This is a genomic window from Intrasporangium sp. (genome assembly GCF_035280925.1).
Classification (GTDB): domain Bacteria; phylum Actinomycetota; class Actinomycetes; order Actinomycetales; family Dermatophilaceae; genus Intrasporangium.
In genome coordinates this window covers 95,219-114,488 of record NZ_DATEEY010000029.1, presented here as the reverse complement: position 1 = coordinate 114,488, position 19,270 = coordinate 95,219, and the positions used below count along the sequence as shown (strand labels likewise).

The 19,270-nt window shown below is 69.8% G+C and carries 20 protein-coding genes; 7 read left to right on the top strand and 13 right to left on the bottom strand.

All coding sequences use genetic code 11. The annotated features are described in order from the left end of the window. Positions 1–20: 20 nt before the first annotated feature. Entirely contained in the window at positions 21–1,064 is a 1,044-nt protein-coding gene (mgrA, locus tag VJN29_RS03320) for an L-glyceraldehyde 3-phosphate reductase (RefSeq protein WP_324142152.1), read from the bottom strand. Positions 1,065–1,205: 141 nt separating this feature from the next. Between mgrA and VJN29_RS03315 the strand changes: the two genes are divergently transcribed. Genes VJN29_RS03315 through VJN29_RS03300 form a run of 4 tightly spaced genes read left to right on the top strand, consistent with a single transcriptional unit; the run spans position 1,206 to position 5,869 of the window. Further along, entirely contained in the window at positions 1,206–1,724 is a 519-nt protein-coding gene (locus tag VJN29_RS03315) for a (2Fe-2S)-binding protein (RefSeq protein ID WP_324142151.1), read from the top strand. Continuing rightward, complete coding sequence (locus tag VJN29_RS03310) at positions 1,721–4,216, top strand: xanthine dehydrogenase family protein molybdopterin-binding subunit (RefSeq protein ID WP_324142150.1); 2,496 nt, start codon at positions 1,721–1,723, stop codon at positions 4,214–4,216. The genes VJN29_RS03315 and VJN29_RS03310 overlap by 4 nt, the downstream gene beginning before the upstream one ends. Further along, positions 4,213–5,070, top strand: coding sequence for a xanthine dehydrogenase family protein subunit M (locus VJN29_RS03305; RefSeq protein WP_324142149.1), 858 nt, complete (start codon positions 4,213–4,215; stop codon positions 5,068–5,070). The genes VJN29_RS03310 and VJN29_RS03305 overlap by 4 nt, the downstream gene beginning before the upstream one ends. A 7-nt stretch (positions 5,071–5,077) precedes the next feature. Then, positions 5,078–5,869 (top strand): SRPBCC family protein, encoded by a 792-nt coding sequence (locus VJN29_RS03300; protein WP_324142148.1) that lies wholly within the window; start codon positions 5,078–5,080, stop codon positions 5,867–5,869. Between the two features lie 243 nt (positions 5,870–6,112). Here VJN29_RS03300 and VJN29_RS03295 read toward each other — a convergent pair whose 3' ends face one another. The 4 genes from VJN29_RS03295 to VJN29_RS03280 form a co-directional block, all read right to left on the bottom strand. Next, a complete protein-coding gene (locus VJN29_RS03295) occupies positions 6,113–7,048 on the bottom strand; it encodes an ornithine cyclodeaminase family protein (RefSeq protein WP_324142169.1) in 936 nt (311 codons plus the stop codon). Beyond that, positions 7,048–7,356, bottom strand: coding sequence for a hypothetical protein (locus tag VJN29_RS03290; protein ID WP_324142147.1), 309 nt, complete (start codon positions 7,354–7,356; stop codon positions 7,048–7,050). The genes VJN29_RS03295 and VJN29_RS03290 overlap by 1 nt, the downstream gene beginning before the upstream one ends. A gap of 17 nt (positions 7,357–7,373) precedes the next feature. After that, a complete protein-coding gene (locus VJN29_RS03285) occupies positions 7,374–8,180 on the bottom strand; it encodes a class F sortase (RefSeq protein WP_324142146.1) in 807 nt (268 codons plus the stop codon). A gap of 87 nt (positions 8,181–8,267) precedes the next feature. Beyond that, the gene (locus VJN29_RS03280; protein ID WP_324142145.1) at positions 8,268–8,996 is read right to left on the bottom strand and encodes a hypothetical protein; all 729 of its coding nucleotides are present in this window, start codon (positions 8,994–8,996) and stop codon (positions 8,268–8,270) included. Between the two features lie 694 nt (positions 8,997–9,690). Between VJN29_RS03280 and VJN29_RS03275 the strand changes: the two genes are divergently transcribed. Next, complete coding sequence (locus VJN29_RS03275) at positions 9,691–10,005, top strand: DUF4282 domain-containing protein (protein WP_324142144.1); 315 nt, start codon at positions 9,691–9,693, stop codon at positions 10,003–10,005. A gap of 170 nt (positions 10,006–10,175) precedes the next feature. On the opposite strand, the gene VJN29_RS03270 is transcribed toward VJN29_RS03275, so the two are convergent. From VJN29_RS03270 to VJN29_RS03245, 6 genes are all read right to left on the bottom strand, one after another. Continuing rightward, positions 10,176–11,330, bottom strand: a complete 1,155-nt coding sequence (locus tag VJN29_RS03270) for an ABC transporter permease (RefSeq protein ID WP_324142143.1) — start codon at positions 11,328–11,330, stop codon at positions 10,176–10,178. A 5-nt stretch (positions 11,331–11,335) separates the two neighbouring features. Next, positions 11,336–12,493 carry an ABC transporter permease gene (locus VJN29_RS03265; protein ID WP_324142142.1) on the bottom strand — a complete coding sequence of 386 codons (1,158 nt, stop codon included), beginning with the start codon at positions 12,491–12,493 and terminating at the stop codon, positions 11,336–11,338. Between the two features lie 27 nt (positions 12,494–12,520). Continuing rightward, positions 12,521–13,495 (bottom strand): ABC transporter ATP-binding protein, encoded by a 975-nt coding sequence (locus VJN29_RS03260; RefSeq protein WP_324142141.1) that lies wholly within the window; start codon positions 13,493–13,495, stop codon positions 12,521–12,523. Positions 13,496–13,647: 152 nt separating this feature from the next. Continuing rightward, complete coding sequence (locus tag VJN29_RS03255; RefSeq protein WP_324142140.1) at positions 13,648–14,982, bottom strand: MFS transporter; 1,335 nt, start codon at positions 14,980–14,982, stop codon at positions 13,648–13,650. Beyond that, positions 14,957–15,496: a hemerythrin domain-containing protein gene (locus VJN29_RS03250; RefSeq protein ID WP_324142139.1), complete on the bottom strand. Its 540-nt coding sequence runs from the start codon at positions 15,494–15,496 to the stop codon at positions 14,957–14,959. The genes VJN29_RS03255 and VJN29_RS03250 overlap by 26 nt, the downstream gene beginning before the upstream one ends. 55 nt (positions 15,497–15,551) lie before the next feature. Further along, positions 15,552–15,839 (bottom strand): DUF2249 domain-containing protein, encoded by a 288-nt coding sequence (locus tag VJN29_RS03245; protein ID WP_324142138.1) that lies wholly within the window; start codon positions 15,837–15,839, stop codon positions 15,552–15,554. 102 nt (positions 15,840–15,941) lie between these two features. On the opposite strand from VJN29_RS03245, the gene VJN29_RS03240 reads away from it, so the two are divergent. Both VJN29_RS03240 and glp read left to right on the top strand, forming a co-directional pair. Then, positions 15,942–16,637 (top strand): helix-turn-helix transcriptional regulator, encoded by a 696-nt coding sequence (locus VJN29_RS03240; RefSeq protein ID WP_324142168.1) that lies wholly within the window; start codon positions 15,942–15,944, stop codon positions 16,635–16,637. Positions 16,638–16,851: 214 nt separating this feature from the next. Continuing rightward, positions 16,852–18,045, top strand: coding sequence for a gephyrin-like molybdotransferase Glp (gene glp / locus VJN29_RS03235; RefSeq protein ID WP_324142137.1), 1,194 nt, complete (start codon positions 16,852–16,854; stop codon positions 18,043–18,045). A 1-nt stretch (position 18,046) separates the two neighbouring features. Here glp and VJN29_RS03230 read toward each other — a convergent pair whose 3' ends face one another. Together VJN29_RS03230 and fdhD are read right to left on the bottom strand one after the other, a co-directional pair. Further along, positions 18,047–18,385, bottom strand: a complete 339-nt coding sequence (locus tag VJN29_RS03230; protein ID WP_324142136.1) for a YciI family protein — start codon at positions 18,383–18,385, stop codon at positions 18,047–18,049. A gap of 13 nt (positions 18,386–18,398) precedes the next feature. Next, positions 18,399–19,253 (bottom strand): formate dehydrogenase accessory sulfurtransferase FdhD, encoded by an 855-nt coding sequence (gene fdhD, locus VJN29_RS03225; RefSeq protein ID WP_324142134.1) that lies wholly within the window; start codon positions 19,251–19,253, stop codon positions 18,399–18,401. Positions 19,254–19,270: the final 17 nt, after the last annotated feature.

Here is a 19,270-nt window from a genome sequence, read left to right as displayed (position 1 = left end):
CACCCGAGCGGCGCCCAAGCTCAGGAGGAGCTGGAGCCCTTCCAGAGGTTGATGCCCGCCTCGACGGCGTGCTCGTCGATCCGGTTCAGCTCGTCCGTCGCGAAGTCGAGCCCGCCCAATGCGCCGAGGCTGTCCTCGAGCTGCTCGACGGACGAGGCGCCGATGAGGACCGAGGTGACGCGTTCGTCCCGCAGCGCCCACGCGAGCGCGAGCTGTGCCAGCGACTGGCCCCGAGACCGGGCGATGTCGTTGAGGGCGCGGACGTGGCGCAGCGACTCCTCCGTCAGCAGGTCCGGGCTGAGCGACTTGGACTGCGCGGCCCGTGAGCCCTGGGGGATGCCGTCGAGGTACCTGTCGGTCAGCATCCCCTGGGCCAATGGCGAGAAGGCGATGCAGCCGACCCCCTCGTCGCCGAGCACGTCGAGCAGGCCTTCCTCGACCCAGCGGTTGAGCATCGAGTAGCTCGGCTGGTGGAGGAGCATCGGCGTGCCCATCTCGCCCAGGATCTCGATCGCCTCCCGCGTGCGGGTCGCGGAGTAGGACGAGATCCCGGCGTAGAGGGCCTTGCCCTGCCGGACGGCGGTGTCGAGCGCGCCCATCGTCTCCTCGAGCGGGGTCGTCTCGTCGAAGCGGTGGCTGTAGAAGATGTCGACGTAGTCCACGCCCATGCGGTCGAGCGACTGGTCGAGGGAGGCGAGGAGGTACTTGCGCGAGCCGCCGCCCTGGCCGTAGGGGCCGGGCCACATGTCGTAGCCGGCCTTCGTCGAGAGGATCAGCTCGTCGCGGTAGCGCCTGAAGTCCTGGGCGAAGATCGCGCCGAAGTTGCGCTCGGCCGAGCCGTAGGGCGGCCCGTAGTTGTTGGCGAGGTCGAAGTGGGTCACGCCGAGGTCGAAGGCGCGCCGGAGGATGGCCCGCTGGCGGTCGAGGGGGACGTCGTCGCCGAAGTTGTGCCACAGACCGAGGGAGATGGCTGGGAGGTCGAGGCCGCTCGCCCCGCAGCGGCGGTAGGTCATCGACTCGTAGCGAGAGCGTGCGGCCTGGTAGTCGTCGGCGTGGAACGTCATGGGCCCATCCTTACCCCACGGGTGAATTCGGCCAAAGGGTTGTCAGTTTCGCAACAGCGGGCAAGACTCCGGATTGTGACACCCCGTGGATCCCCGCGGTTCGAGGGATCCGTCATCTGCAGCGCGGCAGGAGGGCAAGGCATGACCCGTATCACCGTGACCGTCGACGGAGTGGAGTACTCCGACGAGGTGGAGCCCCGGACCTTGTTGGTCCATTACCTGAGAGAGACCGTCGGCAAGACGGGCACGGTCGTCGGTTGCGACACGAGCAACTGCGGCGCCTGCACGGTCCACCTCGACGGCCGGAGCGTGAAGTCCTGCAATGTGCTGGCCGTCCAGGCGGACGGGCACGAGGTGATGACGATCGAGGGCCTGGCGCCGACCGGGGTGGACAGCCAGCTGCACCCGATGCAGCAGGCGTTCCACGAGTGCCACGCCCTCCAGTGCGGCTACTGCACGCCCGGGATGATCATGCAGGCCATCGACCTGCTCAAGGACAACCCGAACCCCACCGAGGAGCAGATCCGCGAGGGGCTCGAGGGCAACCTCTGCCGGTGCACCGGATACCACAACATCGTCCTGGCCGTGCAGCAGGGCGCCGAGGCGATGTCCAGCACGCCGGTCCCGGCGGGCGCCGACCGTGAGGGGGTGGCGTCATGACGATCACCGAGGACACGCCCACCGTGGCCGACGGGAACGGCAACGCCGAGCTCGGCAGGGCGCGGCGCCGCAAGGAGGACCAGCGCCTCATCACCGGCCGCACCCGCTGGACCGACAACATCACGCTCCCCGGCATGCTCCACATCGCGATGGTGCGCAGTCCCTTCGCCCATGCGCGGATCGCCGCGATCAACACCGATGAGGCCAAGGCGGCGCGCAACGTCGTGGCTGTCTTCACCGGTGAGGACCTCAAGGACATCCAAGGCGTCAACGCCAACGCCTGGCCGATCACCGCCGACCAGGTCACCCCGACGCACCTGCCGATGGCGGTCGAGCGGGTGGCGTGCGCCGGTGAGATCGTGGCCTGCGTCGTGGCCCGCTCGGCCGCCGAGGCACGCGACGCGGCCGAGCTCGTCGACGTGGACCTCGAGGAGCTCCCCGCCGTCCTCGACATGAAGGAGGCCATGAAGGACGAGGTGCTCGTCCACCCCGACCTCGGCACCAACAGGTCCGCGCTGTGGACGCTCGACTCGCAGGAGGCCGGCACCGGCGACGACGTCGACGCGGCCATCGACGCGGCCCGCTCCGACGGCGTCGTGATCGAGCGCGAGTACCGCCAGCAGCGGCTCATCCCGGCGTTCATGGAGCCCCGGTCCGTCGTCGTCGACCCGACTGGGGAGCAGATCACGATGTGGTCGGCGACGCAGATCCCGCACATCCTCCGCTTCTTGCTCGCGCTCACCACGGGCGTCGCCGAGTCGAAGATCCGCGTCGTCGCCCCCGACGTGGGAGGCGGCTTCGGCGGCAAGCTCCAGACGACGCCCGAGGAGTTCATCGCCTTCGCGGTGGCGCGGCAGCTCGGCAAGCCGGTCAAGTACTCCGAGACCCGCTCCGAGTCGCTCCTGTCGGGTCACCACGGACGCGACCAGTGGCAGAAGCTGACCCTGTCGGCGAGGAAGGACGGCACCGTCACCGGGTTCAAGGTCGAGCTGCTCGCCGACCTCGGCGCCTACGTCGCGCTCGTCGGTGGCGGCGTCCCGGTCCTCGGCGCGTGGATGTTCAACTCGATCTACAAGTTCCCCGCCTACCGGTTCACCGTCCAGACGGTATTGACGAACAAGACGTGGGTCGACGCCTACCGTGGTGCCGGACGGCCGGAGGCGACCTTCGGTGTCGAGCGGATGATGAACGAGCTCGCCAACGAGCTCGGCATGGACCCGCTCGAGCTGCGTGAGAAGAACTGGATCAAGCACGAGGAGTTCCCCTTCACGACCGTGGCGGGGATGACCTACGACTCCGGCAACTACGAGGCCGCGACGGCCCGGGCCAAGGAGCTCTTCGGCTATGACGAGCTCCGGGCCGAGCAGCAGCGCCGCCGCGAGAGCAACGACCCCGTCCAGCTCGGCATCGGGGTGTCCACCTTCACGGAGATGTGTGGCCTCGCGCCGTCCCGAGTCCTCGGCCAGCTCAGCTACGGCGCCGGCGGTTGGGAGCACGCGACGATCCGTATGCTGCCGACCGGCAAGGTCGAGGTCGTGACGGGCACCTCGCCCCACGGCCAGGGCCACGAGACGGCGTGGAGCCAGATCATCGCCGATCGGCTCGGCGTGCCGTTCGAGGACGTCGAGGTCCTCCATGGAGACACCCAGATCAGCCACAAGGGCCTCGACACCTACGGCTCGCGATCCCTCGTCGTCGGCGGTGAGGCGCTCGTCCTCGCGGCGGACAAGGTGATCGAGAAGGCGAAGGTCTTCGCATCGCACCTGCTCGAGGCGAGCGAGGAGGACCTCGAGTTCTCGAGCGGGCGCTTCGGGGTCAAGGGCACGGACAAGGGCATGACCCTGGCCGAGATCTCGACGGCGTGCTTCACGGGGCACAACCTGCCCGAGGACGTCGAGCCCGGACTCGACGCCGAGGCGACGTACGACCCGGTCAACTTCTCCTTCCCGCACGGCACCCACCTGTGCGCGATGGAGGTCGACACGGAGACCGGCGCGACGACGATGCGCTCCTACGTCTGTGTCGACGACATCGGCGTCGTGGTCAACCCGCTCATCGCCGAGGGCCAGGTCCACGGCGGCCTCGTCCAGGGCATTGCCCAGGCGCTCTGGGAGGGCGCCGAGTACGACGAGAACGGCACCCTCGTGACGGGGTCCTTCGTGGACTACACCCTGCCGACCGCCGCCGACACGATCAGCTTCGTCACTGACCGGACGGTGTCCCCCTCGACGACGAACACCTTGGGCACCAAGGGAGTCGGCGAGGCGGGCACGATCGCGTCCACGCCGGCGGTGGTCAACGCCATCGTCGACGCCCTGCGCCCGATGGGCGTCCAGGACGTCCCGATGCCGTGCACGCCCGAGCGCGTCTGGAGGGCCATCCAGTCCGGAGGCGCTGAGCGACAGGTCGACTCGGCGGGCGACGCCCAGCCCCACTTCGAGGCGGGCACGCCCAACCAGGACACCCCCGACCAGGAAGGCGGTGCCCGGTGATCCCCGCATCGTTCGACTACGTGGCTCCGACGACCGTTGCCGATGCGCTGGCGGCGCTGGCCGAACACGGCGACGACGCCAAGGTGCTGGCCGGTGGGCAGTCCCTGTTGCCGATCCTGCGCATGCGGCTCAACACGCCGAGCGTCGTCGTCGACCTCGGCCGGATCGCTGAGTTGGCCGGGATCACCGAGGAGGGCGACACGATCGTCATCGGCGCCATGACGCCGTATGCCGCTGTGCTCGCTTCCGAGGTCGTGTCCACTCACGCTGGGCTGCTGTCCAAGGCAGTTGCGACCGTGGCAGACCCGCAGATCAGGCACCGTGGGACCGTCGGTGGTGCCCTCGTGCACGCCGACCCGGCAGGTGACGTCGGCGCGCCGGTGCTGGCGCTGGGTGCGGAGCTCGTCATCGCAGGCGCCGGCGGGACGACCCGCACGGTGGCGGCCGACGACTTCTTCGAGGATCTCTTCACGACCGCTGTGGGCGATGGCGAGCTGCTGACGCAGATCCGGATCCCGAAGCACACCGGCTGGGGCTCGCACTACGAGAAGTTCGTGCGGGTCAGCCACCAGTGGTCGATCGTCGCGGTCGCCGCGGCCGTCCGCGTGGATGGGGGCTCGATTGCCGAGGCGCGGGTCGGGTTGACGAACATGGGCTCGACCCCCCTGCGCGCCAAGGCCGTTGAAGCGGCCCTGGTCGGAAGGGCGCCGACGGACCAGGCGGTGCGTGAGGCCGTGGCGGGCGTTGCCGAGGGCACCAACCCACCCTCCGACCTCAACGGTGCGGCGGACTACCGGAAGCACCTGGCCACGGTCCTGACCCGCCGCGCCGTGCTGGCCGCAGCAGGAGGATGATCACCGGATGGAGCTGACGCACTCGTTCACCGTGCCGACGTCCGTCGACGCCGCCTGGGAGCTGTTCATGGACCTCGAGCGCGTCGGAGGCTGCTTCCCCGGTGCCACCGTGACCGAGGTGACCGACGACGGCTTCTCCGGCACGGTCAAGGTCAAGGTTGGCCCGATCTCGCTCCTCTACACCGGGTCCGGGTCATTCGTCGCCAAGGACGACCAGGGCCACCGGGCGGTGATCGAGGCCAAGGGCAAGGACAAGCGGGGCAACGGCACCGCCGGCGCGACGGTGACGATCCAGCTCTCGCCGGACGGAACCGGCGCCCGAGCGGACGTCGTCACCGATCTCGCCGTGACGGGCAAGCCCGCGCAGTTCGGCCGTGGTGTCATGCAGGATGTCTCCGACAAGCTGCTCGGGCAGTTCATCGCCTGCATCGAGCAGCAGCTCTCCGGTGCCGGGGCTGCCGAGCCGCCCGGTGCCCCGCTGCCAGAGGCCACGGTCCAGGACGCCGCCGAGGCAGCCCGCCACCCCGAGATCGTGACCGAAGCGGTGCCCCAGGCGGTCCACGAGACGGGTACTCCGCTGTCGCTCGCCGACAGGGTCGACCGTTCCAAGGCGGAGGCTGCCGCGGCTGCGGCGGCCGCCCGGCGGCGCCCGTCGCCGACTGTCGCCCGTGAGGAGGACGCCCTCGACCTCGGCTCGGCAGTCCTGCCGGTGCTGGTCCAGCGGTACGCCGGCTACGCCGTCGCCGCCGTGGTCGGCGTCGTCATCGGCTGGCTCATCGGCAGAGGGAGGTCCTCCTGACCCAGCCCACACCTCGTCGAGGGTGCAGAAGCTGACGGCGCGAACTGCACACTCGACGTGGACGGGGAACACCCAACTCGTCGAGTGTGCAGAAGATGGCAGCGCGAACTGCACACTCGACCGGGAGGGGGACACCCACCTCGTCGAGTGTGCAGAAGGTGACAGCGCGAACTGCACACTCGACCGGGAGGGGGACACCCACCTTCGTCGAGTGTGCAGTACGCGCCGTCGCAGAGGACTCGGTCAGGGATGAGCCGCGCCGGCGGCGATGACGAGGTCCTCCCAGGACATGCCGACGCTCTTGAAGACGTTCGGCCGGTCGGTCGCGCGGGTCACCTGCCCGGTGACGAGGTGCGTCATGGGATGCAGGGACTCCGCGGCCATGGTTCCCTCACTGATCGCCATGACGACATCGCCAGCCTCACGCAGGGCGGTGGCGACGTCCTCGACGACGACGAGTGAGCGTCCGACCAGCCGTGAGTCGAGCTCGCGCCGATCTGGTTCGTGGGAGCCGATCGCGACGACACACCCTCCGTCGGCGACCCACTCACCGTCGAGGACCGGGCTCGCCGAGGAGGTCGCCGTGATGACGACGGCGGAGTCGGCAACCACCTCCGCCACGTGGGCGTCATCCGCGGGAAGGGCGCTTGCCGCCACGCCGAGCGCGGACACCTGCTGGGCCGCCGCTCTGGCCCGTTCCAGTCCGCGCCCGACGATCGTCACCTGCTCCGGCCGGCGGATCTCGAGGATCGCCTCGACGTGACCCACGGCCTGGCGACCGCTGCCGAAGACCACCACGGACGATATGTCAGCCGGAGCGAGAACGTCGATGGCCACCGCGGAGACGGCGGGCGTGCGGAGCGCGGTGATGGCCGTGCCGTCCAGGATGACGGACGGCGCGAGGGTGTCGGGGTCGAACAGCACGTAGAGCGCCTGGATCCGCTCGAGGCCTCGGTCGGGGTTGTCGGGTGCCACCGACAGCACCTTGACCCCGCTGGCGCGGGGCGTCGACGAGGGCATGATGAGCAGCTGCCCTCCCGGCACGACGGGTGAGAGTCGAGCCGGGTCGTCGGCCGGGTCGAACCCGTCGGCGAGGACCTGTCGGACCAGCCGGCGGGCGCGATCCGGGGGCACGGCTCGACGGACCTCCGTTGCGTCGATCCAGCGTGGCGCCTCCATCACGCGGAACCAGCCTTTCTTCGCGAATGCGCTGCCTCTGCCAGACGTTCCACGCAGCCAGCCGCCTGCCGTCGGAGCACCCACTGAGTGGGCTCGTGAGCGAGCGTTGCAAGAAGACCGAGCCCAGCGGCATACGAGATGACGTGGATGGCGCGTGTGCCGTCACCCTCAGCGCGAAAGCGCCATGAGGAGTGGAGATTGCGGACATGCGGTGGCACGCGCAACCGCGGTGCGGGCAGGGAGTCGGCGAGCGTGCGTGCCGCGTCCGGGGGCACGGCCACGTAGGTGTCGGCGCTGACCTGCGGCATGGACCGAGCCTATGCCGTCAGTCGCGGCCGACTGGAGTGGCGATGAGCATGCTGATCTGGTCGTAGTCCTGAGCGGCGGAGTTCCAGCTGCCCCCGCACGTTGCGAGGAATAGCCGCTCCGGGCCCTCGAAGTCGTAGAGGTGCTCGGACTGGACGATGCGGGGGTAGTCGTCGGCGGCGTCGACCTCGCGCCAGACGCGCTGGATCCGGTAGGAACAGGTTGAGCCGTTGTCCTGCTCGAGGTGGATCAGCTGGCCGGTGTCGATGCGCGACGAGAAGTCCTCCCGGAAGATGGCGGAGTTGTTCCGGTAGGTGTGGCCATTGGTCAGCACCGTGCCGCGGCCCTCGCCGGGACGCGGGCCGTCTTCGTACCACCCGGCCTTGGTGCGGTCCTTGGGATTGCCGAGCGGCTGGCGGCCCTCGTGGTCGGGCGGGGCCTCCTGGTCCAGGCCGATCTCCTCGAACGGTGCGTCGACGCCGAGCGAGGGAATGACGAGCCGGGTCGGCTCGCCGGCGAGGCAGGTTCCGTCGGCTCGTGGCGTGGGCTGGGCTGGTCTGGCCGCTGTGGTCCTGCCCGCTGTGGCCTGACCGGTCTTGGCCGTCGGTGTCGTCGGTGCCGTCGGAGTCGTCGGTGCCGTCGGTGCCTTCCGTGTCGTCGGAGTCGTCGGTTTCGTCGGTTTCGTCGGTGCCGTCGGCGCTGGCGGCGCGGCGACCGGCTGGGTCGGCACGGGTCTGGACACCATGAACCAGACGGCAACCGCCACGAGGGCGACCACCAGTGCGTAGGAGACGAGAGTGCGGCGCTTGGGGGACACGGGTGTCATTCAGGTTCGATGCTGCAACGAATCGGCCGCCGGCACGGGCCGGCGGCCGATTCGCATTATCTCAGGTTGAGGTCAGAGCAGCCCTACTCAGGACTCTGTGGACTCGCGACGGCGACGTAGCGTCTCCGCCCCGAGCAGGCCGGCGGCGGCCAGGAGCAGACCCGAGCCGATGAGGCCGTTGACGGGGCTGAACTCACCCTCGCCACCGGTGTCGGGGGCGCCGACACCAGGCGTGACCCCGCCACCGCCACCGGGCTGCGTCGGAGCCGGCGGGGTCGAGGTCTTGGTCGGCTCGGTCTTGGTCGGCTCCGGCTTCGTGGTCTCCATCGGGGGCGTCGTCTCCGTCGGCGGCTTCGTGGTCTCCGTCGGCGGCTGCGTCGTCGTGGTCGTTGCCGTAGTTGTTGTCGTGGTCGGCGGCTTCGTGGTCTCCGTCGGTGGCGTCGTTTCCGTCGGCGGCTGCGTCGTCGTGGTGGTCGGCGGGGTCTCCGGCTCGCACGCCTCGGGGCCAGGATTGTCGCCACCGACCTGGACAACGACGGACAGGAACTGGCCGTCAGAGAACGTCGCGCCCACGGTCGGCGCGTCCGGCTTGCCGGTGATCGAAGCCCAGTCGACAAAGATCGGGTTCTTGCCGGGCTTGAGGACCTCGTTCTCACCGGGCTTCTGGACGTACTTGCAGACCCAGACCTTGTGTGGGTCGCCCGGAGTCGCGCTGGCCGCCGGTCCGGTCGCGAGCACGAAGGCCCCTGATCCCGCAAACGCTGCAGCAGTGATGAGCGAGACAGTCCGCCGACGCATGCCAATGGTTGTCGTCATGACAGTTCTTCCCCTTACTCGTATCGGCGCCTCTCGGCACCCCCGATGGCACCGGTCGCCACGGCCGCCCGCACGTGTTGCGCCCGGCGGCCGGGCCGGACGTGACATTCCTACCCATTTCCGTGGAAATGCACCAGCCGAAGGCCACATCTCGCAACGCTCGACCGCTCCAAGGCTGGTGCCGTCACAACCAATCGGTTCGTGCGCGCTGCGCCATCCGAACCGCCGGCATCCAGGGCCGGCTCTGAGCTTGTTCCGGCACAAGAGGTATGCCGCTGAGCTTGGTTCCAGCGCAAGGCTGACCCAGCGTCGTGATTCGAGAGCCGACCGGCTTCATCAGGACGCTGCGGTCTGCTGGGTGCTGCGTTTGTCCACGGGCGCGGCAGTCACAGCTCGATCAGGGCGACGATGGGCCGACCGTCGTCCGGTGCTACTGGGCCCAGTTCTTCGAATCGAGCGGCTGTAGCGACTGGACGCGGCGCTGAGCCCCTAGGCTCGTCGACTGTCAGTACTCGAATTCGATTGAGTCCCAATGGAGGGAATCAGCATGAGTGATCAGCACGGGCAGGGTTCGTTCGACCGAGAGGGGTCCCAACCGTCGTACGGCCAGCCCGCGGACCCCACCACACCCATCCCGTCCTCGCCGTCGCCCGAACCGACACGGTCCGCGACACGACAGCAGGAGGGCTCGCCGATGGACGGTGCTCTGGGTGTGGCCCGCGACACGACGGGCTTTCTGCCGGCGCTCTTCGATTTCACGTTCACCCACTTCGTCACGCCGAAGCTGGTCCGCTTCGTCTACCTGCTTGCGACGATCGCACTCGGGGTCGTCTGGCTCTTCTGGGTCTTCGTCGGCTTCGCGCGAGGCGCAGGCACGGGACTCGCAGTCCTCATCCTCGGACCTGTGCTGTTCATCATCTACCTCGCCGTCATCCGCATGACTCTGGAGTTCTACCTCTCGATCGTGCGGATGAGCGAGGACGTCCACCACCGCCTGCCCCGGGCCTGACCCGACGACACGGTCACCCAGCGCTGAGCCGGCTTCCGCACGGAAGCCGGCTCAGCGGCATACGCCCTCATTCAATCGAGTGAACGGGTTTTGGGACCCGAAAGCTGTTCACTCGATTGAGTCAGCGGATGGGGTATGCCGCTGAGCTGGCCCCGTGCCCAAGGGCACCATCACATGGCGCGGGCAAGGCTGCGGCGCAGCAGCCATGCGCCAACGACCAGGGCGACGACGGCCATGACGGTGAGGGCGGCGAGCTGCGGGAGGATGTCCACCAACGTCCCGTTGTGTCGCTGGATCTCGGCGAAGGCCTCGTAGGCCCACGCGTGCGGAGTCAGCTTCGACACGGTGCGCAGCGTGTCGCTGAACAGCTCGAGGGGGACCATCCCGCCACCGAGACCCGCCATGACCAGGCCGAGGCCGACGCCGACTCCGGAGGCGGCGCCCTCGTTGTCGATGAGCGAGCCGAGCACCATCGCCGCCCCCGCCGACACGGCCGAGAAGGCCACGAGGACCAGTGCCGTCAGCCACAGGTTGCCCCAGTCGACCCCGAAGAGCAGGGCGGTCGCCACGGCGATGTAGAGCGCCTGGAAGAGGGCGATGGTGAAACGACCGCCCGCCTGGCCGAGCAGGACCTGCGTGTTCGAGACTGGCGCCGCCAACGCGCGCGCGATGACGCCCTGACGGCGCGCCTGGATGAGGGTCGCCGATCCGGCGAGCGACGAGAGGAAGGTGAAGAGCAGCACCATCGACGACGCGCCGAGGTCGAACTGCCCCAGACCGGAGAACTCCTGGGCCAGCTCGTCGACGTCCTCGACCTGGACCGTCGGCGCGGTGACCTGCGTTCGGGCCGTTTCGATTGCACTCTGGGCCGCCGGTGCGGTCACACCGCGCGTCACGAGCGCCGTGACCTGCGCCCGGTCGAGCTCGACCTTGTCGACCGCTGCTCGGATGATCTGCTGCACGGCGATGGACGCCGACTGGGAGCTCGGGAGCATCTCGAGCTCGACCGGTTGGCCAGCCGTGAAGGCCGCGTTGGAGCCGTCGGGGAAGCGCAGGCCGACCGTCGTGCGCCCCCGCGAGACCTCCTCGACGATGTCGTCCCAGTCGCCGAAGGCCACGGCCGACTGGCTGGCCTCCAGCTCGGTGACGATGGCCTGACGGAGCGGCCCGTCCTCCCCGGCGATGCTGACCCGCCCGGTGGTGGCAGAGCTGCCGAACTGGGAGCCGATCACGACGACCAGCAGCAAGGGGAAGATGAAGACGAAGAAGATGTTGGACCGGTCGCGCAGGAAGCGACGCAGCTCCGCGCCGGTGATGGTGAGCACGGCCCTCACTGGGCGGCCCCCCGATCGGGGATCAGCCGGGCGATGACGAGCACGACGGCCGTGAAGCCGAGCAGCGTGAGCAACGGAGGGCCGATGTCGCCCAGACCGCCGCCGCCCGAGGTGATGCCGAGCCCGCGGATGAAAGCCGACACCGGGTTGAGGTCCATCAGCGTGCCGACCCAGCCGCTCGCCGTGATCGTGAAGAACGCGCCACCGGCGATGCCGAGGACCAGGGCAATGATCGACTGGGCGATGTTGGCCTGCTCGGCCGTTCGGGCCACCCGGACGATGACGAACATCAGAGACGTCGCGGCGACCACCGCCGCGACGATGAGGACGGCAACCGCAACAGGGGAGCCGAAGCTGACGTTGAACAGCCGGCCACCCAAGGTCAGCAGGATGGCCGTCGCGACGACCCCGAGGATGAAGCTGACGAGAGCCTTGGCCGTGACGATGGTCCACGACGGCATCGGCATGGACTTGAGCCGGGCCAGCGTGCCCTGCTCCCGCTCGGCGACCAGGGCGGTGACGCCGAAGCCGACGGTGAAGAGGAGGAACAGCCCAGCCTGGCCCGCGACGAGCGCTCCGGTGGGTGAGAGCTGCTGGTCTGAGGCGGTGCCCTGGGCCAGCGTGACCGTCGACTCGACCGTGGCGACCTCCTGCCCGATGGCCGCGAGATCCGCTGGTCCGAGGCCGGACTGGGCTCCCGCCGCTGCTGCGAGCGCCCCGGCCGAGAAGCGGTTGACCGTCGACTCGACGGCAGAGGTGACGATGGACTGCTCGATGCCCGAGCCCTCACCGGACACCACGGTGACCTCCGTGGCCTGGCCCTGCTGCAGCGCGGTGCCGAAACCTTCCGGCACGATGAGACCGATCTGCACGCGACCGTCCCGGGTGAGGTCGTGCACCTCGTCGGCTGCGGCATCCTGCACCGTGATGTCAAGGCCCTCGACCCCATCGAGCGACCGGACGACGTCGACGAGCGCTGCCGCGAGCTGGTCGTCCGCGGGCACGGAGGCCGCCACGGTCGTCGGCTGGAGCTCCGGATCGGTCAGGTCGCCGAGGACGAGATCGAGGACGAACATCAGCGCGAGGGGCACGATGATCCCGAAGATGATGACGGACTTGTCACGGATGCGCTGACGCAGGTCGTACTGCGTCATGGTCCACAGCTCTCGCACGGGTCCCCCTCAGTCCCGCAGGGCCTTGCCGGTGAGATGGAGAAAGACGGACTCGAGGTCCGGCCTGGTGATCTCCACGTCGGCGAGGCCCATCCCGGCACCAGTCGCGCTCGTCACGATCTGGGCAACGGCAGCCGGTGCATCGGTCACGGTCAGCTGGAGCGAGTGACGGTCCACGACGACCTGCTGCACGGAGGACAACGCCCGTAGGGCGTCCGCCGCGGCGCTGGTGTCACCGCTGCCGGCGAGCCGGATGTGGTCGGCACCCTCGGTGAGCCGAATCAGCTCGTCCTGGGTCCCCTCGGCCTGGAGCTTGCCCGAGTCGATGATGCCGACCCGGTCGCAGAGCCGCTCGGCCTCCTCCATGTAGTGAGTCGTGTAGAGGACGGCCATGCCCTCGACGGAGAGCCGCTCCACCGACTCGAGGATCTGGTTGCGCGACTGTGGATCCACGCCCACGGTCGGCTCGTCGAGGATGAGCAGCGTCGGCTGGTGGAGCAGGCCGATGCCGATGTTGAGCCGGCGCTTCATCCCGCCGGAGAACTCCTTGGTCAGGTCCTTGGCACGCTCGGTGAGGCCGATGAGCTCGATGACTTCGTCCACGCGCTTGCGCAGCTCCGGGCCGGTCATCCCCTGGAGTCGGCCGAAGAGCGTGAGGTTCTCGCGCGCGGTGAGCTCGGGATAGATGGCGAGGTCCTGAGGCACGAGGCCGATGTGCCGCTTCGGGGCCACCGAGGACGGGTTCATCCGCTCCCCGGCAACGGTGACGGTGCCCTCGTCAGCAGCGATCAGACCGGCGACCATGTTGATCGTCGTCGTCTTGCCGGCGCCGTTGGGACCGAGCAGGCCGTAGGTCTCGCCTCGTTCGATCCGGAAGGAGACCCCGTCGACCGCGGTCAGGTCCCCGAACCGGCGCACCAACGCCTCCGCGACCAGCACATCGCCGGTGTTCGATCCGGTCACAACGTCCTGCGAACTCGTCATTGGTCCCCCCTGGGATGCCTCGCTCCGGGCTGCGCCTCCGCGACCACCCTATGGGTGGGCTGTCAACGTATCGATTGGAGGTATCCGTCGACTCCTGGTCGTCGATCCTTACCTCGACCCGATTACCTCGAACGGACATTCGTCCGACCCCGTCAGGGGGCGAGGGCCCGTCCCCTCCACTCGGGAAGCGCGAGGGCCGCCACTGCGGCGAGCGCGAACGAGACGCCGAAGACGGTGAACACGAGTCCGGTGCCGCCCAGGTCGAGCAGCCACGGGACCGACAGCGGCGCAAGAATGGAGGCGATTCGTCCGAAGGCGGCCGCCGAGCCCGACCCAGTGCCGCGCAACGATGTGGGATAGACCTCCGGCGTGACGGCGTAGAGCGCACCCCAGGCACCGAGGTTGAAGAAGGAGAGCGCGCAGCCGGCGGCGATGATCGCGGCCTCGCTACCGGCCTGCCCGAAGGCGTACGCCGAGATGGCGGAGCCGGCGAGGAACGTGGCGAGCGTGGCGCGGCGTCCCCAGGCCTCGATGAGGAACGCCGCGGCTGCGTAGCCGGGCAGCTGCGCCAAGGTGATGATGAGCGTGAACCCGAATGACCTGGTCAGCGAGAAGCCCTGGCTGACGAGCAGGCTCGGGATCCAGATGAACGCCCCGTAGTAGGAGAAGTTGACGCCGAACCACGCGGCCCACAGCGCCACGGTCCGCCCGCGCAGGCCACCCGACCAGAGCTCCGACCATCGCGCCGCGGGCGCGGGAGCAGCAGCGGGTGACTCGACCGGCGCGATGCCCGAGGCGGACTCGAAGGCGCGCACCGCCTCCTCCGCCTCGGCAGATCGCCCCTTGTTCTCGAGGAAGCGGACTGACTCGGGCAGCTTGGCTCGCACATAGAACGCGTAGGCGGCCGGCACGATCCCGATGAACAGGGCCCACCGCCAGCCGTCGTCCGAGGCCGGCACGACGAAGTAGCCGATGAGCGCGGCCAGCACCCAGCCGACCGCCCAGAAGGCCTCGAGGAGGACCACGACCCGGCCGCGGATGCGTGTCGGTGCGTACTCACTGACGAGCGTGGACGCCACGGGCAGCTCGGCACCGAGGCCGAGGCCGACCACGAAGCGCAGCGCGATGAGCATGGCCAGCCCGGTCGACAGCCCGGCGGCACCCGTCGCCAGGCCGTAGATGAGCAGCGTCGCTGCGAAGACGTTGCGGCGGCCGATCCGGTCGGCGAGCAGGCCGCCGAGAGAGGCGCCGATCGCCATGCCGACGAAGCCGATGGAGCCGATCCACGAGAGCTGGGTGGGCGTCATCGCCCACTGCTGCGCGAGCGCCGCCATGACGAACGAGATGAGCCCGACGTCCATCGCGTCGAGCGCCCAGCCGATGCCCGACCCGACCAGCAGTCGCCGGTGCTGCGCGTTGAAGGGCAGCCGGTCGAGCCGCTCGCTCCGGGTCAGCCGGACGTCAGTTGGTGTGGGCCGGGTGGTCATGGTCCGCGCCGTAGGCGTGGTCAGGGTCGTGCGGGTGGTCAGCCGCGTGTGCGTGGTCGGGGCCGCCGTGGGGATGGGCGACCCCGCCGGGTGTGAGCGTGATGGCCTCCTCCCAGTCGGGGCCGTCCATCTCGATGGCCGCGGCGGGGAACAGGCCGTTCTCCTCCTTGTTGATGTGGTCGCGCAGCTCACTGACGAAGCGGTCGATCAACCCCGTCTCACCCGACCGGATCCGCTCCGCCATCACGTCGAGCGCAGCGTGCTCCGCGCACAGGATGTCCACGTGGTCGGTGAAGTCGGGGTTGCGACGGAGCACGGCGAACATGCCCTGCTCCTCGGCGGTCGTGTGCGGATGGAGCAGCGCGACGGTCTCCTCGAGCGACTCGCGCACGCCGTGCGCATCGGTCCCGTCTGCGGCGCGGTGGAGGATCCCGGCGGCGTTGACGATGTCCTCGTGCTCGTCCATGAACCGCCCGACCAGCGAGATCGACCGGCATCCGCAGTAGCTGCACATCGCCAGGACCCTCCGTCGCGTCGTGTGTTGGTTCCGGGTCGGTATCGGGGTCAGCTCAGGCCGGGCGGGTGAGACGCAGGGTCCAGGCCTCCGGCCCCTCCACAAGGTACTCGATGCCGATGTCGCCGAACTGCTGCTGCAGCTGTGCGAGGAGGGGCAGCGGGTTGTGCGGCGCGACGAGGTCCATGGCGCCACCAGCGGGGATCGCGCTGAAGGCCCCGAAGACCGTCGCGTGGCGGATCGCATGGGGGACGACCGTGACATCGAGAGTCGGCACACCCTCGTCGCTGCAGCCGCAGCCACACGCGTGCTGGGTCTTCTCCGTCAGGGACAGTTCGGTCACGGGATACTCCTCAAGGTAGGGACTTTCACTGGGCTGGTTCGACGGGCCGGATGGCCCGAGGTTTGCCGATGGGGCCGACCTCGAACTACATTTTAGACGGTGATGATCGTGGAAAAGAACGAGGGCTGGGGCCCGCGGCCGTCTCGCACCGGCATGGCCGATGCGGTGGCCTCGCTGTCGGCGCAGCGTCGACGAGTCCTCGATGCGCTCGACGAGGAGCCGCGGTCGATCGCCGCCGTCGCACAGGCGCTCGGGCTCCACGTCAACACGGCCCGCGAGCATCTCGACGGCCTCGTCGATGCGGGTCTGGCCCTGCGGTCCCGCCTCACCCCGAACGGACGGGGCCGCCCCGGCTGGGGCTATGCGGTGCGGCCCGGCGTCGGCGCCTCCTCGGTGGGTGAGTACGCCTCTCTTGCAACAGTGCTCGCTGAGCACGCTGCCGCGCAAGGTGGCGACGTGGCAGGTGACATGGCCCGCCTGGGCCGTGGCTGGGGTCGCGGCCTCGTCGGTTCGCGCGCCGCGGACAAGGACGGCGAGCCGGACCCGGAGCGGACCGTCGTCGAGGTGCTCGACACCCTCGGCTTCGACCCCGAGGAGCGCCCCCCGGTGGTTCGCCTGCGTCAGTGCCCGATGCTCGACGTGGCCCGCCGTCACCCCGAGGTCGTCTGCCGCGTCCACCTCGGGCTGGTCGAAGGCGTCATCGAGGCAGCCGGCGGCGACCCCGAGGGAGTGGACCTCGAGGCCTTCGCCGAGCCCGATGCCTGCCTTCTCCACCTCGACGGACGAGGGGCCTCCTGAGCGGGGACACCCGCGGCCACACCCATTGATGCCGTATGCCGCTGAGCGCGCTCCCAGCGCGGCCGGCCCACCCAGCCGGCTCAGATGACGGGACGAGGCATCGCATCCTGCTCCGCTGCGCGGAGCAGGATGCGATGCGCCCATCACGAGTGCCCTTACGCCGCGCCGGGGCAGGCGAGTCATCGGCCGGATCGGCGTGCGCCAGACTGGCTCCGTGACCCATCCGCCCGTCGCCGAGCACCGCATCGCCCTCAGTGCGGTCATCGGTCAGGCGGCCACCGAGAAGATTCCCGTGGATCGGCACGCCCACCACCGGCGCCTCGCCGCGCCACTCCTCGCGGTTGACGACCTGCCCCGCTTCGACAGCTCGGCCATGGATGGCTACGCGGCCGCTCCCGCCCGTCCCGGCCAGCTCACCTTCCCGGTCGTCGGGGACGTCGCGGCGGGTGACCCGGCGCGCTTCGAGCTCGAGCCGGGCCAGGCCGCGAGGGTCATGACGGGCGCCCGTCTGCCCGCCGGCACCGTGGGGGTCGTGCCCGTCGAGCAGACCGACGCCGCACGCACCGGCCCCGCCCCGCAGACCATCACCTTCACCACATCGGTCGAGCCCGACCGGCACGTCAGGCACCGCGCCGAGGACATCGCAGCGGGGATGCCGGTCGCACACGCGGGCGATCTGCTCTCACCCGCCCTCATCGCCCTTGCCCGCTCTGCCGGCTGCATCGACGCCACCGTCCACGTGCCGACCCGGGTGGCGGTCGTCGCGACGGGCGCCGAGCTCACCGTTCCCGGCGAGGACCCCGGACGCGGCGGGATCCACGAGTCCAACTCCGACATGGTCGCGGCGCTCGCCACGGCCGCCGGCTGCGTCTCGACACACGTCGAGACGTGCACCGACGACCCGGACCTGCTCCGCACCATGCTCGACCAGCTTGCCGCGGCACCGGACGTCGACCTCATCATCACCACCGGCGGCGTCAGCGCGGGCGCGTACGAAGTGGTCCGCCAGGTCTGTGAGCCGCGCGAGTCGTTCAGCTTCGTCCACCTCGCCATGCAGCCGGGTGGGCCGCAGGGCCTGGGCCGGTGGGGCGACACGCCGGTCGTCTGCCTGCCCGGGACACCGGTCGGCGCCTTCGTGTCCTTCGCGATGCTCGTGCGACCGGCCTTGGACGAGCGGCACGGCGCGCCGACCCGGGGAGCGAGCTCAGCGGCATACACCGGAAGAAGCCGGCACACCCGGGCAGGGAAGGTGCAGTTCCTCTCTGCTGTGCTCGCGGACGACGGTACGGTCACCGTCACGGACGGTCGTCAGCTGTGCGGCCTCGCGCGGGCCAACGCGCTCATCGAGGTGCCCGAAGCGGTCGACCAGCTCGTCGACGGCGACGTCGTCGTGGTCCACCCGCTCTGACTCAGGCGTTGCCCTGGCTCGCGTCGGCCACCCACGGGCCGAGCGGAGGGTTCCACTCGCGCACGACCCGGCGCAGCACGTGGCCGCCCAGCCAGTACGGGTCCTCGTCGAACGCCTCGACCACGTCGTCGAGGGAGTCCGCCTCGACGACGATGAGGGCGCCGTTCGGTGGCTCCTCGACGGTCTCCTCCCCCTCCGAGAACTCGTCGTGGCCCTCGTGGTACATCCCCGCGACGCGCAGTCCGGGCAGCCCCGTCAGCCAGTCGCGGTGCTCGGCGCGGATCTTGAACGCCTCGGTCATGTCCGCCGGGTAGGTGTAGTGGATCGCGAAGATGCCCATGCGCCGAGAGTAGTCAGGCGGTCAGCACGCGGTCAGGCCGTGAGTAGACATTGAGCCTCGTGCCCCGGACGAATCCCACGAGCGTCATCCCCGCATCGGCTGCCGTCTCCACGGCGAGGGACGAGGGCGCGGACACCGCGGCGAGACAGGGCACTCCGGCCATCAGCGCCTTCTGGGTCAGCTCGAACGAGGCGCGCCCCGACACCATCAACACACAGCCCGCTGCCGGCAGCCGCCCCGCCAGGAGCGCCCAGCCGAGCACCTTGTCGACCGCGTTGTGGCGGCCGACGTCCTCGCGCACCACGAGCACCTCACCGCCCGGCCCGTAGAGGCCCGCCGCGTGCAAACCCCCGGTCCTCTCGAACGAGCGCTGCTCGGTGCGCAGCTTGTCCGGCAACGCCGCGATGAGCGCGGCCGGCCACTGCGTCGCGTCGTCCCGCACCGGCCAGCTGGTCCGGGCCCGCAGCTGCTCGATCGAGGCCTTGCCGCACACCCCACACGACGACGACGTGAAGAAGTTGCGCGCCATCTCGTCCGACGGGGGCGCGACGCCGGGCGCGAGCGTCACGTCGATGACGTTGTACGTGTTCTCCTCGAAGCCGCTCTGCCCCGAGACGACGGCGCCCTCGCAGTAGCGCGCCAGCGTCACGTCCGAGACGTCGCGGATGATGCCTTCGGACAGGAGGAAGCCGTGCACGAGCTCGATGTCGCTGCCCGGGGTCCGCATCGTCACGGTGAGCGGGGTGCCGTTGACGCGCAATTCGAGCGGCTCCTCGACGGTGACGGTGTCGGCGCGCGTCCGGACCCCCGCGCCGTCGGCCGACACGTCGACGACGGTGACCCTGGTCCGCTGCGTGACACGACCCATACGTCTAGCGTGCCAGA

Coding starts and splice junctions, on each gene's coding strand:
- mgrA (WP_324142152.1), bottom strand. CDS start 1,064: ATGACGTTCCACGCCGACGACTACCAGGCCGCACGCTCTCGCTACGAG.
- VJN29_RS03315 (WP_324142151.1), top strand. CDS start 1,206: ATGACCCGTATCACCGTGACCGTCGACGGAGTGGAGTACTCCGACGAG.
- VJN29_RS03310 (WP_324142150.1), top strand. CDS start 1,721: ATGACGATCACCGAGGACACGCCCACCGTGGCCGACGGGAACGGCAAC.
- VJN29_RS03300 (WP_324142148.1), top strand. CDS start 5,078: ATGGAGCTGACGCACTCGTTCACCGTGCCGACGTCCGTCGACGCCGCC.
- VJN29_RS03295 (WP_324142169.1), bottom strand. CDS start 7,048: ATGGAGGCGCCACGCTGGATCGACGCAACGGAGGTCCGTCGAGCCGTG.
- VJN29_RS03290 (WP_324142147.1), bottom strand. CDS start 7,356: ATGCCGCAGGTCAGCGCCGACACCTACGTGGCCGTGCCCCCGGACGCG.
- VJN29_RS03285 (WP_324142146.1), bottom strand. CDS start 8,180: ATGACACCCGTGTCCCCCAAGCGCCGCACTCTCGTCTCCTACGCACTG.
- VJN29_RS03280 (WP_324142145.1), bottom strand. CDS start 8,996: ATGACGACAACCATTGGCATGCGTCGGCGGACTGTCTCGCTCATCACT.
- VJN29_RS03275 (WP_324142144.1), top strand. CDS start 9,691: ATGGACGGTGCTCTGGGTGTGGCCCGCGACACGACGGGCTTTCTGCCG.
- VJN29_RS03265 (WP_324142142.1), bottom strand. CDS start 12,493: ATGACGCAGTACGACCTGCGTCAGCGCATCCGTGACAAGTCCGTCATC.
- VJN29_RS03260 (WP_324142141.1), bottom strand. CDS start 13,495: ATGACGAGTTCGCAGGACGTTGTGACCGGATCGAACACCGGCGATGTG.
- VJN29_RS03255 (WP_324142140.1), bottom strand. CDS start 14,982: ATGACCACCCGGCCCACACCAACTGACGTCCGGCTGACCCGGAGCGAG.
- VJN29_RS03250 (WP_324142139.1), bottom strand. CDS start 15,496: ATGTGCAGCTACTGCGGATGCCGGTCGATCTCGCTGGTCGGGCGGTTC.
- VJN29_RS03240 (WP_324142168.1), top strand. CDS start 15,942: ATGATCGTGGAAAAGAACGAGGGCTGGGGCCCGCGGCCGTCTCGCACC.
- VJN29_RS03230 (WP_324142136.1), bottom strand. CDS start 18,385: ATGGGCATCTTCGCGATCCACTACACCTACCCGGCGGACATGACCGAG.
- fdhD (WP_324142134.1), bottom strand. CDS start 19,253: ATGGGTCGTGTCACGCAGCGGACCAGGGTCACCGTCGTCGACGTGTCG.